Source organism: Thermogemmatispora tikiterensis (assembly GCF_003268475.1).
GTDB classification, from domain to species: Bacteria; Chloroflexota; Ktedonobacteria; order Ktedonobacterales; family Ktedonobacteraceae; genus Thermogemmatispora; species Thermogemmatispora tikiterensis.
In genome coordinates this window covers 4,673,226-4,689,576 of the sequence record NZ_MCIF01000002.1, presented here as the reverse complement: position 1 = coordinate 4,689,576, position 16,351 = coordinate 4,673,226, and the positions used below count along the sequence as shown (strand labels likewise).

The following is a 16,351-nucleotide window of genomic DNA, read 5'->3' as shown; positions in this document are numbered from 1 at the left end:
GTCGCGTCGCGCCTCGCCTCGCTTCGCCTCGCCGGCACAAGGAGGAACCGCCAATGACAGAGCCTCAGTCTCCTCAGATCGAGCCATCCCTGCCAACAACCAGCCTGGAGCAGCCTTCTGCCAGGCCCGATACCAGCAACGGTGACAGTGCCGCCTTCTCGGCCAGCATGCCTGAGAGCCGCGCTGCGCAGGCGCAAGCTATGCTCCGCGACTACCAGTATTACCGCGAGATTTTCCGTGGGCGCCCACTGCCCTTTGCCTATGTAGACCTGGACCTGTTGGAGGAGAACATTCGTCTGACACGCGAGCGCGCCGGCGGCACGCGGGTGCGCATTGCCTCCAAGTCGCTGCGCAGCGTTGCCATTATCAAGCGTATTCTGGCCGCCGAGCCGACCTTTCAGGGCATTATGGCCTTCACAGCTCGCGAGGCCGTCTATCTGGCCCGCCAGGGCCTGGACGATCTACTGATTGGCTACCCAACCTGGCACGCAGAGGACATCGCCGCCGTGGCACGCGCTACCGCGGACGGGGCCCACATCACGCTGATGATCGATAGCCAGGCTCACGTAGAACAGATCGAGAGCGTTGCCCGCCGCTACGGTGTGCGCCTGCCGCTCTGCCTTGATATTGACATGGCCGTCGACTTCCCTGGTCTACACTTCGGCGTCTGGCGCTCGCCGCTGCGCACGGCGGAACAGGTGCGCCCGGTCATCGAGCGGATCATGTCCTCGCCCCATGTCTGGCTGGACGGCCTCATGGGCTATGAGGCCCAGATCGCCGGCGTGGGAGATCGCTATCCTGGCCAGGCGCTCAAGAACGCTCTGGTGACCTGGCTCAAGCGCCGCTCGTTGGGCGAGATCGCCGCGCGCCGCGCAGCCCTGGTGGCCCTGATCAAGGAGTACGCCCCCCAGGTGCGCTTCGTCAACGGCGGCGGGACCGGCAGCGTACATACAACACGCCTGGAAACGAGCGTCACCGAGATCACCGTCGGCTCAGCCTTCTATGGCCCTGCCCTCTTCGATCACTATCGCGATTTCCGCTATCAGCCAGCGGCAGGCTTCGCCATTGAGATTGTCCGCCGCCCACATCCGCAGATCTATACCTGCCTCGGCGGAGGCTACGTTGCCTCTGGCGCCGCGGGCCCCGACAAGCTGCCGCAGCCTTATCTGCCCCAGGGCGCGCAGCTCATCACTACCGAGGGCGCCGGCGAGGTCCAGACTCCTATCCGCTACAGCGGTCCCGTGGCACTCTCCCTGGGCGATCCGATCTTTCTGCGCCACGCCAAGGCCGGGGAGCTGTGCGAACGCTTCACTCACCTGCTGCTGGTGAGCAAGGGCACCATCGTTGACGAGGTCACCACCTACCGCGGCGATGGCCAGTGCTTTCTCTGAGCATCAGCTAGCAGACATCGCCCACAAAAGGCCGGCAGCCACCAGCCCGTGGAGGCCGCCCCCGGTCCTGGCCCCTGCCAGTCCCGGCCTTTCTAAACTATAGGAAATTCCCACACTCAGGCAGTGATCGAGGAGCAGAGAAGCCGGGAAGACGGCCAGAAAGCGAGAGAGCAGAGAAGCAAGAAGGAAGGAGCAGGTATGATTGCTGGAGAGAAAGAGAGCTGGCAGAACTGGTCAGGTACAGTTGCCTGTCGACCGGAGATCATCCAACCAGCGAGCCTGGAAGAGCTAGCCAGTAGCGTCGCCGAGTGTGCGCGCGCCGGGCGCCGCCTGCGCGTCGCCGGGGCCGGCCATTCGTTCACCCCTCTTGTCGAGAGCGATGACGTTCTGCTCTCCCTGGATCACTTGCAGGGCCTGGAGAAGGTTGACCGCGAGCGCGGTACGGCAGTCGTGCTGGCCGGCACACGTCTTGGGCGCCTGGGTGAGCTGCTGCTTGCCCACGGCCTGGCCCAGGAGAACCTGGGCGACATCGATGTGCAGAGCATTGCCGGCGCCATCAGCACGGGTACCCACGGCACGGGCATCCAGTTTGGCTCACTCTCCACGCAGGCTGTGGCCCTGACACTGCTCACCGCCAGCGGCGATCTCATCGAGTGCTCCGAAGAGGAGAACCGCGACCTCTTTAAAGCGGCCCAGGTCTCGCTCGGCACCCTGGGCGTCATCGCCAAGGTCACCCTGCGCGTCGTGCCGGCCCGTCCCCTGCATTACGTTGGGCGCCGCGCCTCGCTGGAGGATTGCCTGAACAATCTGGAGCGCTATCGCCAGGAAAACGAGCATTTCGAGTTCTTCTGGTTCCCCTATACCCCTTGGGTCCAGGCCAAGTCAACTACCCCTGGCTGGAGCCAGAGGTTTGCCCGCAGCCTCAGCGGCCCGGGCTTCAGGGCTGGTTGACAACAGCCCACTGCCCCGCAGGACAGTACAGCGTGCACGCGTTCGAATGTTGCGCGCGGCATTGATATCGGCATGCTCCTCGGCCCCGCAGTGTGGGCAGGTGAAGCGATGCCGGCGACGCGTTCCTCGCTGCCCACAGTGGGAACAGATCTGACTGGTGTAGGCCGGGTTCACCTCTACCACGCGCAACCCCTGCTCCTGCGCCTGCTGTTCGGCCCAGCGCCGGATCAGTCCCCGCTGCCACAGCGCGAGCCGGCGTCGCAACGCCCGCCCCCGGATCTGCTCTTGCTGAGGCGGAGGGACCTGCAGCCGCTCAAAGACCAGGACCGCCTGTGGAGGTGCCCAGTCCACCAGGCGCTTTGCCACCGTCTGGGCAAAGGTCTGGGTGCGGTGCCGTTGCCGGCGACCAAGCCGTTTCAGCACCCGCCGGACACTGCGCGTGTCCCGGTGCTGTGCCTTATGGGCCGCCAGCTTCCGCTGCAACCGCGCCCGCGTCTTCGCCGTGCGCCGGTTGCGTACCTTCACCGCTTTCCCGCTCACAAAGAGCACCCGCTCCTCTCCATCCACCGCCACTAGCGCATTCGTCTCGTTTAGATCAATCCCCACGATGGCCTCGGTCTCTGGGCATGCCGCTGGGGGATCAGGCACCTCCAGCGTGAGGGTGAGGCGCCCGATGAGCTGCCCAGCCCGTTCCAGCACCATGAGACTGTCGATGGTCTTGGCCTGCGCCAGCCGCTGCTGAAACGCCTCCGGCACCCGGTAGGGGAGCTGCTTGCGTCCGGCCACGGTCCAGATCGAGAGAGAGCCATCGGGGCGCAGGGAGGCATCGCGTCCTCGTGGCCCGATCAGAAACAACGCCCGTCGGCGCCGAAACTGGAACGGGTGTCGCGGCGGGCGGCGGTTGCTCTGGGCACTCTGGTAGGCGGCAGCCACCAGCCGGATGGCCGTGCAGGTCATCTGGGCGTTGAGCTGGCCCCTGACCTCCTGATAGCAGGCCCGGTGCAACCTCACCGCAGAGAGCGGTCTGCCCCCGTTGAAGCAAGGGGCTGAGAGTTGCTGCTGCACCGCCTGGAAGACCGCCAGGGTCTGACGCAGGTCCTCATCAGCAGGCAAGAGAATCGGGATCGTGCGCTGCACCTGGGCCATGCCTTCCTCCTTCCGCTGTTCGTTCATGCCCTTTCTGATCGCCGGTTACTTTACTGCCAGGGTCCTCTCGGGCTGGCCGGCAGGAAGGACCCTGGCAGCAGCAGCGTGGCCTAGTGGGCAACGCCTGGATCGCTGGTCCGAGGAGGCAGACAGGTGCAGGGATCGTCGCAGCGGGGGCAATGCCCACAGGCCCGCACGGGCTGATGACACGCCTCACAGTTGCCGTAGAGCGGCAGCAACGAGGGGATGCGGGCCGAGATCAGCCCGGCCATGAACCCGGCGGTCCAGGCAGCCCACTCCTGCCAACTACTCCCATCGGGCGGCTCCTCATAGGCTTCGCCTTCGGAGAAGATTTGCAGGAATTCCTCGATGAGGGCTTGATCCGTCAAGACACGGTGGGAGTCATCTTCCCGATAGCCGTCGATAAAGTAGTACAGAGTCCCGTAGTAGTACCCCCTCACGAACTCGGGATCGCTGACCTCGATGAAGGGGACGTGAACCAGCTCCGGGGGTTTTCCCTGCGCCACCGTGACGAGCATCGCGCAGCGAGGCAACGGCACGGGGGCCATCGCCGGGGAAGCCGCCGCAGGAGCGGTCTCCTGCGCTGGGAGCGACGGCAGGGGGACGGACTCAGCGGGCGAGGCAGTGACAGCAGCACACTCACCAGACGGCGCAGGTGGGAACCCCGCGCGGTCGGCAACCAGGACCGGGTCCAGGGGCTGCTGTGGATCAGGGGACCCTGTAGGACAAGACAGCTCGGCCATGATGGTCTTCCTCCTTGCTTGCTTGTTTGCCAGTCGTTCCACGAACGGGACAGACAGGCAGGCACAACACAGAACGCGGGAACCTCTGGCCTGCTGGGACGCGCGGGGTCTTGACAAGACAGCCCGACCCCGGCAGCCAGCAAGCGACCAACGATACAACAGCGGACAGACCAGAAAGACCGCTGATCGCGCTTGACAGCCGGGGTCAGACGTGGCATACTACATCCAGACCTCGCTGTCTCGATAGACTGTGTACCGACTACCCCCTAGGCAAGATCGGTACATAGCGCAAGCGGCCAGCGAGCCTCACCGAAGCGCTCAAGGTGTGAGCTTGAGCGCTTCTACTTCTAAGATTACCTCTTAGAGATCACAATACCATCGAGATCCTCAGCACGAAGAACAATCCCTTCACCTTGCCTAGCCAACTCTTTATTCAAGGCCCTTACAACTTTAGAGACAATATGCTTCCGGACAGGCTCACCCCTCTCAAGGCGCCTTAGCGTTGTAGGCGAAATGTCAGCAATCCTTACCAAATCCATCTGGGTCATGCCCAGATAATCAATCCATTCCTGGACAGTCACAAGGACACCCCCTCGGATCATCTCCTACCACCCTACCACAAACTGAAGAGACCTATCACCCTTTTCACCTGTACTATATCACACAGATAGCTACCTGTCAACACCTAGCATGTAAACACCCGTCTATGGCGTACTATGCCTGATAGAGATGGTTGAGTCGTGGGAAACCCTGCCTTCTACCTCTGGATTCATCCAGGGCCTCAGCAAGACGTCTTGATGGATCAATACCACGGAGGAGGCTGTCCGCCAGAACAGCCGCTGGGGCCGCCTGTGGAGCAACCTGAACCAGCTCGTACTGGAGAACGGCGTCTTCTGGCTGCTATCGGAGGCTAATCGCCTGGTGCCGGCTCTTTCAGCGACGGTCAGCCGCATTTCAGCCCTGGGCGTGGCCAGCGTCGACGAAATTGACTATCCTCATCGCATCTTCGCCACGCCGCGCCTGGTGCGCTTCGTCGAGATGGAGTACAGTATCCCCGCCGACCAGCTGCGACCCGTGCTTGAGGAGATCCGTGCCTGCATCGAGGAGCAGCGCTTTAAGGTGCATTTTCCGGTCGAGTGCCGCTTTGTGAAGGGAGACGATATCTGGCTCAGCCCGGCTTATGGGCGCGACTCGGCTTATGTGGCCGTGCACATGTACAAGGGGATGGAATATAAGCCCTATTTCCGCCACGTGGAGGCCATTTTCCGACGCTACGAAGGGCGCCCACATTGGGGCAAGATCCACACGCGCCGCGCCGAGGAATTGGCGACCCTCTATCCCCGCTGGCACGACTTCCGCCGCCTGCGCGCCCAGCTTGATCCCCAGGGCGTCTTTCTGAACCCTTATCTGCGCGAGCTATTCGCCGCCGATGAACCGATCCCCGTATCGGCCAGCCAGCCAGATCCAGATGGCCTCTAGCCAGCCATGACAGGAGAAGAGAGGAGCCAGTAGTGTGATCCAGTTCACAGTCTGACTGTGAGCTGCTCCATTGCTGGCTCCCGGCTCCAACAGGCATACTTCTTTAAGGAAGCAAGCACTTATCAGGCCAGGGTCGTACAGCGCCAGGTCCGTCGCGGCCTGCTCCACTCGCCCGGTCGAGGCAGGAGCGATCTCTCATCCATCTCTTGTTTTGTCATGTATACTCTCTTTTAAAGCATCTCTCAAAACTTAAAAAGGTTAAAAAGTGAATGATTAGAAAGATAGCCAAAAGACGCCCTGTCTCGGCCCGCCTGCTGTTTCTGGTTCTGAGTGTCCTCAGCCTGGCGCTGGCGGCCTGGCTGCTGCCAACCAGTGGAGCTGGTCATTCCCAAAGCCAGGCCAATGCTGCCCCGATGGTGCAGGGTCAGCCGGTCAGCACCTCCCAACCAGGAGGTTACCCGATCAAGGTCTTCTTCTCGCGCTACCCTGTCTCTGTCACGAGTGATCCAACTGCTGTCTCGCCGGTAGAGCGCATCTCACCAACGCTTTCTGTAGGCACCTTTGCTTTGCAGATGCTGATCGCCGGACCGACCCCCAGCGAGCGCAGCGCTGGCCTCTTCAGCGAGCTGAATACGCTGCTCAGTGGCCCCTCGAACTGTACGGCCCCGCTGCCGGTTGGTGGTCCCGATTTCACGCTCACCCTGAACCAGCGTGGCAGCCACAGCGAGCCTGGCACGGCCACTGTGCGCTTCTGCCGTCAACTCAACTCGCCTGGCATTGGCGCAGATGCGCGCGTGCGGGCTGAGATCACGGCAACCCTGACGCAGTTCTCTAGTATTCGGAGGGTCGTCATTCTGACGCGCGATGGTCACTGTTTTGGTGACGGCAGTGGACTTGATCGCTGTCTGAGTTAGTCTCTGAGATCAGGCCGCGCGGCTCACTTCGCCCTGACCGGCAAGGAGCTGTCCGCCCGCCCGCCAGCAGGAGAGATGCGCCGCACAGGCACCGTCGCAGATTGCTTCATCTCTCCACGCTGTGCTCCTTTCCTGTCTTGTACAGGGGGATTGCTTCCTTACGCAACGCAGCGGAGCCGTCTCATCCCGCGTGGATGGGACGGCTCCGCGTTCTCTGTACCTGTACAGGATAGGGTGGGATTCTGCTGGCGAGAGGGGGAGCAGGCGCCCCTCAGCCCTCGGACCGGGGTTCCGAGCCGAGGAGCGCCTCTATGACCCCCGTAGGAAAGGACGACCCGAAGGAAGAAGCACAGCTAAGGGATGACGATATCTTGCAAGACCACCGGCTGATGGCGCGTATAGTCCAGCTCGTCGGCCTGCTGCACCCCGGGCGGCGTCAGCGTATCCATCACCTTCGGTACCGTACCTGGATCAACAGTGCAGTGCGGGTCACTGCTGGCCGTGGCGCAGACACCAAAGGTATAGGGGCCAGGCGTGCTGGTGAAAGCCCGCGCCTGATCTGGCTGAAAGCCATCCTGGCCGGTCAGGGTGACCGTGAAGCCCCAGCCGGGTCCGGGCTGGCCAAGGCTGGCCTTCGGGACGCTGAAGGTGATAAAGTGCGAGATGCTGTTTGCGCTGATGCTGACGCTACCCAGGGTTGTGCCGTGGGCATCGATATAGCGCTGCCCAAAGCCTTGCACCTCGATGAGCCGGCTCCAGGCCGCCGTAGCGGCAATGGTATAGTTGCGCTGCGGGAACGACGCTGCCGTCGAGGTGTCAGCGGGAGCAGCGTTCGGATCGTGCACGTAGACATCGATGAGCTGGGCCCCCAGCGGACTGCCGAAGGTCGGCGTCAAATCACCCACCTTGAGTTTGAAGACAATCGTGTCGCCGCTGTCGATAACGCGAAATTCCAGGATGTCGAAGGCGCCAGCATGGAAATCGGCAGCGGTCGGATAGGCGTAATTGCCAGGTCCATTGTCATCTCCGGCGGGATCGCTGACGTCGAGCAGCACGGTGCCAGGGGTGTAGTCCCAGACAATAGTGCGCGTGGCGTGGGCTGTGGCCCCCTGGGGGCTGACAGCGACCACAGAGATGACGGTGGTGCCGCCAGTGATGGGCAACTGGACGCTGAAGGTACCATCCGCCGCGGCCACGGTGCTCACCAGCGTTGTCTGGCTGTTGTTATCGGTATTGGTGCCGGCTACGTAGATCCGATTGCCCGGGGCCGAGCTGCCGCGCACGGTGACGGGCGAGCCATCGACCGCCGCCAGATCGCCGGGGACGGCGATGCTCAGTGTGGTCTGACCCGGGTGCTGGAGCACATAGCGGGCGTAGGTTGCGGCGGGCCGCTCCAGCAGCGTGCGGGCCCCCAGGTCGAGGAAGAGGCGCACAAAGGCCCCTTCGGCCCAGGTCAGCGGCGAGGCCGAGCCTGCAGGATGGCCATTCTGGAAGCCGATGGAGGCCACGGTCGGGTCGGTACCATAGGGCGAGGGGGCCAGATCGGGCAGCTCCCAGTCCTGTTCAGGGATGAGGCCCACCCCCGAAGCAAAGCGCTGCATGGTGGCCAGTAGTTCGCTTGCCGTGCTCACATCGCCATTGGCCAGGGCGTACTCGCCGCGCTCCTCGTCAAGCACTGGCCAGACATGGCCCGTCCCCACTCCCGAAGGCGCCCAGGGATGCCCATTGCTGGCCGCATCTCCGTAGCCGTCGCCGTTATAGCGGTGCCAGCCCGGGCCGCTGCTCGTCTGACTCTTGATGGTGGCGTCAACGACCGGCAGCGATTCGGCGATCACAGGATCGTTGGCCGGCTTCAGGCCCAGGCGCACCAGCTCCAGGAAACCGGCGTCGATGACGCTGCGCTGATCGAGGGTCGGACCGCCGTTGCCCAGGTTATAGCTTATGGCCGCATTGGGATCACCCGTTTTCGACAGGCGGATATAGTAGGGATGATTGGCCAGCGGCCCATTGGTGGTCACGGTCCAGTGCTCCAGCGAGCGCTGCCAGTCGTCGGCGACTCCCAGCCAGAGCCTCGCATTGGCCTCATCGCCATTGGCTCGTGCGAGCTGAGCCGCCGCCACCAGGCCGGCGATCTCGGCGGCAATGGTCGAGGGCGAGTAGCCGCTCTGCTCCTCCCAGCGCTCTACACCGTAGGCCGGGCCGTGGCTCATCACAAAATAGGCTGCCGGCTTAATGTGATGCTGATAGAGATCGGCATCGGTCATCTGGAGCTGATAGGCCATCAGGATCGGATAGCTGGTCTCATCGAGCTGGGTGCCAAAGGAATCGGGAGCCAGCTGCCCATTGAGCAGGCTATTGCGCGGCATGGAGCCGTCGGGGCGCTGCTGATGGTAGAAAAGGAAGGCGACGGCATCGCGCGCTGTCTGCAGGTCGCCATCCAGGAGCAGGCCGGTCCAGGCTTCGTAGAGGTCGCGCGCAAAGACCTCACGGTAGGAGCCGAAGAAGAGATTGGTGGGATCGCCGGCTGAGACGGCTTGACCCCAGGGCGAGGCCAGGCTGGCGACAATGGCCCCGGGGAAGGTCTTGTCTTCGGATGCTTTGATCACATTGGCGCTCAGATAGTATTCGCGCCGCAGCGTCTGCCACTGGGCCTCATCGAGACCCGGCAGGCGCGGAGCCGGACGCAGCGCGGCATCATAGCGCAGCCAGCCGGCAGCATAGTCGGCACGCAGGCGCGCGAAGGGAACAGTCAACGAGCCGCGCGCCGCCTGCAGGGCTGCTGTGCGTGTGGTGCCAAAGCCCAGGACGACCGTTAGTTCGGCGCCGTGGCTCAGGTCCAGTTGCACCGTCTGCACCACATTGCCGTTGTCAGCCTCGTCGTAGACCTGCGTTAGGGTGTGGGCCTGCTCAAGCTGTACCAGGCCGTCGCTGGCCGCCCCGAGGAAACCGTTACTCACCTGCAAGAAGGGTCGCGAGGCGGCGAGGGCCGCATAGACCGGCACAGCATAGCTGCGATTGGTGGCGTTACTGTGGGTGTTGGTGTCGAAGGCCACAGGCAGCGGCTGGCCGGTCGAGGTATCGGTCAGGACACTGTCAGCTCCGCCATTACCGGAGCCGCCGCCTCCGTTACCGTTGATGGTTGGATCGAAATACAGGTAGAGATGATAGTCGCTCAGGCTGCCAGCCAGGGGCGTAAAGCGCAGGTGCATCACGACGCTGTTGCGTTGGGGATCGGTGACATAATCTGTGACGATGCGATAGCGACCGCTGCGGGCCGTCGTGATGACGCGGCAATCGAGAGCCGCCCCATCGAGCAGCTGCACACTATAGGTGGTATCGCGCTCCTGCAGGTCGGTAAAGGTGCGCCCATCGGTCACAATATACTGCAGGGTCTTGACATTGGTGTTATCGATGGTTGGGAAATAGACGTCGCTGAGCACGCCGTCGGCCAGGGTAAACCAGACCTTGGAGGTGGTATTGCGGGCCGTGCCGACGCAGTCCTTGCGCGCCAGGTCGAAATAGGAGAGCGCGCCCGGTCCATCGGTGGCTACACGATAGGGCTGCCGCGCCTGGGCGCTGGCCGAGCCACCCGGGAGGACCAGCAACAGCGCACAGCAGAGTAGCGCGAGGATCAGGCGCATCGGCGCTGGCTGCCTCAGCCAGGCACCATAGCCGGAACTGGCGTTCTGGCTCCTTCCATGCATCAGACGCTGCATGCGTTGAACCTCTTCGGCAATCATAGCAGCTTTCACCCTCTAACGGAGGCGGGAGGTGCATCATCCAGGTGCGCCTCTCTCCTCGTGGCCGTTCTTTCCTCCGCCTTGTCCTTCCCTGCTCCCCACTGAGGCAGTTTCCTGCTGGAAAGACATAGTTGCAAGAATCGTGCCCACTTCTGTGCTACACACAGCACACAAATGGAGCTGCCTAGAAGGCAGGCCGCTCTCTGACAGCGCGACAAACCAGCCGGGCGGCGAACGCACTGACGCCACTGGCTCTCAAGACAGTTTTTTCATGCTTATTACTTCTTACTATAAATATTCTTCATCTCTACAATAACTAGATAAAAATACTTATATTCTATTCATTGACAATTGCCAATATATCGAACATATATATGTTTGTCACCGTTGTGCTAGGCAGAGCGAATGGTAGAGGAATTGTCGTGCGAGCACTTCCGCGGAGAGGAGAACAAGCATGCAATCGTGGCCGACGGCAGGAGCAGCGTATCCGCCGGAAGGATCTGGCGCGACGGGGCACGCTCCCTGGCAGCAGTTGCCGCAGCGAGGCGGGTGGCTACTGCTGCTCAGCTTGCTGTATGGGCTAGCCGCCCTGCTGGCTCTAGCGGCGAGTCTGTTCACTGTCACACTAGGCCGAGAGGCCAGCCTCAGCATTATTCTTTTTGGCCTCCTGAGTCTACTCCTTTTTCTGCTCGTGAACATCCTGCTACTAGTCACCGATGGAGCCCGTTTCTGGAGTGTAGGAGGAGAATCAGCGTGGACAGCCCGCAGTTGGGGGCGCCGGCTGCTGACAGGAGTGCTCTATGTGCTCCTCGTGGTCATGCCTCTGGTCTATCTGCGCCAGGCCATGCGCCACTATCTTGATGCAGGCGAGGCCACCCAGGGGAGAGCGCAGCTGCAAGTCTGGCGTGGCTGGGGAGCGAGGCAGCGTCTGGCCTTCGGAGTAGGGGGGAGCATACTACTACTCATCTGCGCCTTCTGCTCTTGCATAGCGGGCATGCTGAGTCAGAGTTTCATCCAGGCGAGCATGCCCGCGGCCTCGCCCACGGTTCCGCCGGAGAACCGCGCTGTCTCTCTGGCCGCTTCACCGACTGCTGCCAGCGCTGTTGCCGCCGGCAGCACGACGCCAACCCCAACAGCACGCAAGCCGGGCGCAACCGTTGCTCCGACCCGTGCGCCAACACCAACGCCAACACCCAGACCGACCCCAACACCTTCGCCTACACCAACTCCTACACCTACACCTTCGCCTACACCTACACCTTCGCCTACACCCTCACCCGTCCCTACGCCTTCACCAACCGAGAAGCCGACGCCCACGCCTACGCCTACCCCTACCGAGGCGCCTGCACCCACACCGACCCCCTGCCCCGGTGTCGATTGCAATCCCTGGGGCTACAACTTCGATCCCACCAATGGCAGTCTCATCTACTCGCCTCCCGCCGATTTTTGCAGTTACTTCAACTGCATCGCCAGTTTCTGGAACGGCAGAGGCTACGTAGTTGAATGCAGCGACGGCATGTACAGCAAATCAGGCGGTCTCTCTGGTGCCTGTTCAAGCCACGGCGGCGCCTGGCGCCCGCTCTATGCTCATTAAAGAGTCAGGGGGACGCGAAGCGATCTCCGCCAGAGCCTTCGAAGCCGGCGGCTAGGCCACGCTAGCCGTCGGCTTTTTCTACCGAAAGGCTGCTCCTCCAGATGGCAAAAGCCGGCTCTGCCCCAGCTCACAGGCCGCTAGGCGGGCAGCCGTTGGCAGGGCCGCCTGTAAAGTCTGTATGGGGCCGTTTTCCGTTTTCCTCGCACACGCCAAGATCTATATATTGAAATTAAGTAGATTTATATGACAGAATATTATTCCCCTGAGAAAGCAAGGGAGCATATTCACTGTAAAGCGAGGAGAAAGACAGCATGAAGCCATCAGCCGAAGCAACTCCTGTGGTTCCCGGTGGTCCAGGAGGCCGGCGCAGGGTATTATTATTGCTTGCTTTACTATTGGCCTATTTCTTTTTTATATTTCTCATTTGCATCCATGTTGCGATTCACAGCGACGTTAGCTCTTACGCCACAGCCACTGGTCTGGAGCCTTTAGGGGTCTTTGACACGCTTTTACTGCTGCTCGTGCTGTTCACACTCATCATCAGCGAAGGTCGTCGCCTGTTCAATCTGGAGGGGCGGATCAGCTGGAAGCGGCTCAGCCGTTGGCAAAAGGTGCTCCTGGTGCTGGGGTATCTTTACACTATCATTGTGCCGATCTACCTCGTCCTGGCCCTGCGGTCGCAGCTGCGGCGTCAACAACAAAGCCTGGGTCAATTCCTGCGGGACGAGTGGCAGCGCTATCGCCAGCGCTCCCAACGCAGCCAGCTTGTGTTAGCGCTGAGCTGCATCTCGCTGGTGTTCGTCTGCTCTTTCTGCACGAGCGCGGCGGCGTTTAGCGAGCGTCAGGCCCTGCTCAACAGCCTCACGCCCACGGCGGGTAGCGCCGTCCAGGGGACCTCACTCGCCCATCAACCAACCGTTAGCGCCGTGGTCCATGGCACGCAGCTCTCCCAGACGACGCAGGAGCCTGCTATGTCCAGCGCAACGCCAACGCGAGCGCCGTCGCCGACTCCCAGCCCTACGCCAATGCCACGCCCGCAACCGACGCCGACGCCCAGACCAAAGCCCACTCCTCCCCCCGCGTCTACGCCACCTCCCTGCCCTGGCGTCAACTGCAACCCCTGGGGCTACAACTTCGAGCCGGGCGCTCTGATCTACTCGCCTCCAGCCAGCTTCTGCGCCTACTTCTCTTGCATCAGCAACTTCTGGAACGGCAGGGGCTACGTAGTTGAATGCAGCGACGGCATGTACAGCAAATCAGGCGGCATTCGCGGCGCCTGCTCCTATCACGGCGGCGTCTGGCGCCCGCTCTATGCTCATTAGGCTGTCAGGCTGCTCGCTCTGCTCGTCGCGTCGGCAGACTGGGGCTGGGTCAGACTCAGCCTCAGTCGCCGATACGGCAGCCCTCTGCTGCGCTGGCTCCCACCGCAGTGGCCGTGTCGGGTGCGGCGGCAGACCGCTGCTCCCCACTGCCAGCAGGAAGCTTGCCGCGTGTATTCACCAGTAAGACCCCGGCAATGACCACCAGTCCCCCGAGCACTTCGAGGAGCGTCGGCACTTCATGCAGCCAGAGCCAGGAGATCGCCAGGGCCAGCAGCGGAGAAATATTCAAAAAGCTTGTGGCCAGCGAGGCCGGCAGGCGAGCCAGAGTGAAGGCCCAGGTGCCGTAAGCGATGGCCGCTGGGAAGAGGCCCAGATAGACCACCGCCAGCGTCGCCGCCGATGTGGCCTGGGGCCAGTCGTGTAGCAAAGCTGGTGCGAAAGGCAGCATAAAGAGGGTTCCAGCCCACATCGTGTAGGCCGTCATCTCGCTGCTGCTGTAGCGCTGCATGTAGCGTTTCTGAACGATAAAGTAGACGCTTTCGCAGAGCGAGGCCAGCAGCACCAGCAGGGCGCCGGGGGTGAAGTGGAGGCCCTCCTTGCCACCAAGTGAGATAATGGTGACGCCCACGACGCTGATGGCGATGCCCAGCCAGCCCCAGAGCGTCAGGCGTTCGCGCAGTACGAGTAGAGCCAGCAGGGCCGTGAAGCAAGGGACCGAAGATACGAGGAAGCTGGCCGTGCCGGCGTTGACGGTCAGCTCACCGAAGGTCAGGCCGGCATGGTAACCGGTGATGCCGATGAGTCCGAGCAAGAGCAGGCCGGGCAGATCGCGCCAGGCGGGCAGGCGCATGCGCGTGAGCAGAGCATAGAGAGCCAGGGCCAGCGAGGCCACAAGGAAACGTAGCAGGATGAGGGCGCCGGGCGAGTAGCTCTGCAGGCCAGCGCGAATGCCGGCGAAGGCCGAAGCCCACAGCAGCAGCGTGACGATCAGCGAGAGTGCGGCGCGGGCATCGCCTGGTTTGGTCGAATGCATCGTTGCAACCTCCATTTCCAACAGGGGATAGTATAGCCCAGGCGAGCAGCCCTTTCACCAGCCAGCTCCTGACGCAGAGACCGGCCAATCGTGCTGCACAGCGTTGCACAGTCACCGGAACAAGGTTGCAGGAGAAGCGCGAAGGATCGGGCAAGAGCACCCTGTTGTTCATACTTTGCAGCAGGTTTAGTGGCAAGCAGGGGCAGGTATGGCGATGGGCATCGACAACTGAGATGTTTGCTACTCTGCGCAAATGAGGTAATCCGTTTGCATAACCTCTGCGTATCCTTCTCATGAGGCGGAGGCGGGTGGCCAGGGAAAGCATTGCCGCTCTGGTTTCTCAGCAGTGACGGCCCATCCCGGTTCGGTGAACGGGCGCACGCCGTTCCCCTTCCTGGCCATCGCGCGCCGCCTTGCTGTTGGGAAAGACCAGCCCAAGAGTCAATGCGTCAGCCAACCGGTGGTGTTGCACCCTCGACCCACAGTAAGCCCTCATGCAGGGGGACACGATGTTTCCGATTCTGCCATTTGACATTGCGAGCACGCAGTGGCTCAAAGCGCCAGGAGCGGAAGCCGCTGGCCAGGGCCAGCCTGCCAAGCCACTCCTCCACCGGCACATGAACGCCATAGGGAGCGGAGTCGCCGATCACCAGGCAGATCAGCCCTCCTGTCGCCGTGACGCGCCGCAGGGCTTGCCAGCAGCGAGCCATATCCAGGAAATAGGCAGCGATCATGGTATGGTACGCCTTCCTGCCCCCATGCTGCAGTCGCTCCTGCTCTAAGCGCGCGCAGACAGCCGGCAGCTCTGGCTGCAATGGGGACAGCAACGGATCGGCCAGCAAGCTATTGGTCTCCTTCACCAGGTTGCTGACGTGTTGAGTACAGGAGCGGATCAGGTGGCAACGTACCGCCTGCTGCAGATCGCGCCAGCGCTCGATCTCGCCAAAAAAGCAGAGTTCCAGACGGGTGGCATCGGCGTAGTCATAGTTGTTGGCGTAAGGCGGCGAGGTAACGACCAGCTCGGCCCAGCCGGCAGGCACTCCTTCGCAGGTACGTGCGTCACCTTGCCGAATCTCAGCTTTTCCAGAGCGCGCCTGGCGCTGCCAGTAGCGCATGTCATCTGCCATCAGCTCACTTCTGGCCAGGAAGGCATCAAAAGGATCAGCAACCTGGGCTTTTGTCTTAGAAGGCAGTACATATTGCCACTGGGCCGTTCCTACCGAGGAACAGGGGCGCAAAATGGCTGCCAGCACCAGCCAGGTGAGCTCGGACAGTGCGGCTGGCCAGACAAGCACCTGCTCCAACCAGGCACGTTGCAACTGGATCAGCTTCTGAAGCGTCTCAGGCTGATAACACCTGACCAACAGCTCAGGTACCTCCTCCACGGTCGCCGGCAGCTCGCGAGCCATTGCCACAAGCTCAGCGGCAGCTCGTGGCAACAAGGAGGCATCTGCCCGCCAGTGCAGTTTCGCCCTGGCGACCTGAACCAGGAAGGGATGGGCCTCCAGCCCAAGGGCTTCCAGGCCCGTATACTCAGCCTCCAGCAGGACAGTTCCGGTGCCACAGAAAGGGTCAAGCACGCGCCTGCGCCCCTGGCTTTGCTCGCGCTGCAGGAGCTGACGCACCCAGAGGGCAGAGAATCCTGCTGGATAACGGAACCAGCGATGCACAGGCAGGCTCAGATTGTCGGCAAAGGTGCCGCTGCGTTCAGGCCGTACCTCTACGGGCAGTGACTCCAGCTCTGGAAAAAGTGTATCAGAGAAATAGCGCTCTTGTACCACAGCTCTCACGACGGCCTCCCAGGTCGGTGGCGACCACCTTCACACCAGCCCTGGTCAGCATTGCTCCTCTCTAAGATCCAACATGCGTGCAGCTCGTCCTTAGTCTACCACAGAGAGGTCTCGCCACCGGCCCGCTCCGATCCAACAGTACTGCGACTGCCTTATGCGGGGCCGAGGCTGTGACCCGGAGCAGGCCAGCAGGCTCGCCTTCCTTCCCCCCTTCCTCCGGCGGGGCC

Annotated in this window: 11 protein-coding genes; 6 read left to right on the top strand and 5 right to left on the bottom strand. The window is 62.2% G+C overall.

Annotation, left to right across the window (positions count from 1 at the left end; translation table 11 throughout):
• Positions 1–200: 200 nt before the first annotated feature.
• On the top strand, positions 201–1,391 hold the full coding sequence (locus tag A4R35_RS18810; RefSeq protein WP_112434324.1) for an amino acid deaminase/aldolase: 1,191 nt from the start codon (positions 201–203) through the stop codon (positions 1,389–1,391).
• A gap of 198 nt (positions 1,392–1,589) precedes the next feature.
• Complete coding sequence (locus A4R35_RS18805; protein ID WP_112432055.1) at positions 1,590–2,342, top strand: FAD-binding protein; 753 nt, start codon at positions 1,590–1,592, stop codon at positions 2,340–2,342.
• On the opposite strand, the gene A4R35_RS18800 is transcribed toward A4R35_RS18805, so the two are convergent.
• Complete coding sequence (locus tag A4R35_RS18800; protein WP_189362033.1) at positions 2,274–3,488, bottom strand: RNA-guided endonuclease InsQ/TnpB family protein; 1,215 nt, start codon at positions 3,486–3,488, stop codon at positions 2,274–2,276. The genes A4R35_RS18805 and A4R35_RS18800 overlap by 69 nt on opposite strands.
• A gap of 110 nt (positions 3,489–3,598) precedes the next feature.
• Entirely contained in the window at positions 3,599–4,252 is a 654-nt protein-coding gene (locus tag A4R35_RS18795; RefSeq protein WP_146747265.1) for a hypothetical protein, read from the bottom strand.
• 801 nt (positions 4,253–5,053) lie between these two features.
• On the opposite strand from A4R35_RS18795, the gene A4R35_RS18785 reads away from it, so the two are divergent.
• Positions 5,054–5,731, top strand: a complete 678-nt coding sequence (locus tag A4R35_RS18785; RefSeq protein WP_112432047.1) for a D-arabinono-1,4-lactone oxidase — start codon at positions 5,054–5,056, stop codon at positions 5,729–5,731.
• Between the two features lie 269 nt (positions 5,732–6,000).
• A complete protein-coding gene (locus A4R35_RS18780) occupies positions 6,001–6,645 on the top strand; it encodes a GerMN domain-containing protein (protein WP_112432045.1) in 645 nt (214 codons plus the stop codon).
• A 353-nt stretch (positions 6,646–6,998) separates the two neighbouring features.
• Here the strand turns inward: A4R35_RS18780 and A4R35_RS18775 are convergent, their stop codons facing one another.
• A complete protein-coding gene (locus A4R35_RS18775; protein ID WP_223258400.1) occupies positions 6,999–10,385 on the bottom strand; it encodes a glucodextranase DOMON-like domain-containing protein in 3,387 nt (1,128 codons plus the stop codon).
• 454 nt (positions 10,386–10,839) lie between these two features.
• On the opposite strand from A4R35_RS18775, the gene A4R35_RS24785 reads away from it, so the two are divergent.
• Positions 10,840–11,979: a hypothetical protein gene (locus tag A4R35_RS24785; protein WP_223258399.1), complete on the top strand. Its 1,140-nt coding sequence runs from the start codon at positions 10,840–10,842 to the stop codon at positions 11,977–11,979.
• 311 nt (positions 11,980–12,290) lie between these two features.
• On the top strand, positions 12,291–13,301 hold the full coding sequence (locus tag A4R35_RS24385) for a hypothetical protein (RefSeq protein ID WP_189362032.1): 1,011 nt from the start codon (positions 12,291–12,293) through the stop codon (positions 13,299–13,301).
• Between the two features lie 61 nt (positions 13,302–13,362).
• Here the strand turns inward: A4R35_RS24385 and A4R35_RS18760 are convergent, their stop codons facing one another.
• Positions 13,363–14,334 carry a DMT family transporter gene (locus tag A4R35_RS18760; RefSeq protein ID WP_112432042.1) on the bottom strand — a complete coding sequence of 324 codons (972 nt, stop codon included), beginning with the start codon at positions 14,332–14,334 and terminating at the stop codon, positions 13,363–13,365.
• 449 nt (positions 14,335–14,783) lie between these two features.
• Positions 14,784–16,124, bottom strand: a complete 1,341-nt coding sequence (locus tag A4R35_RS18755) for a TRM11 family methyltransferase (protein ID WP_223258398.1) — start codon at positions 16,122–16,124, stop codon at positions 14,784–14,786.
• Positions 16,125–16,351: the final 227 nt, after the last annotated feature.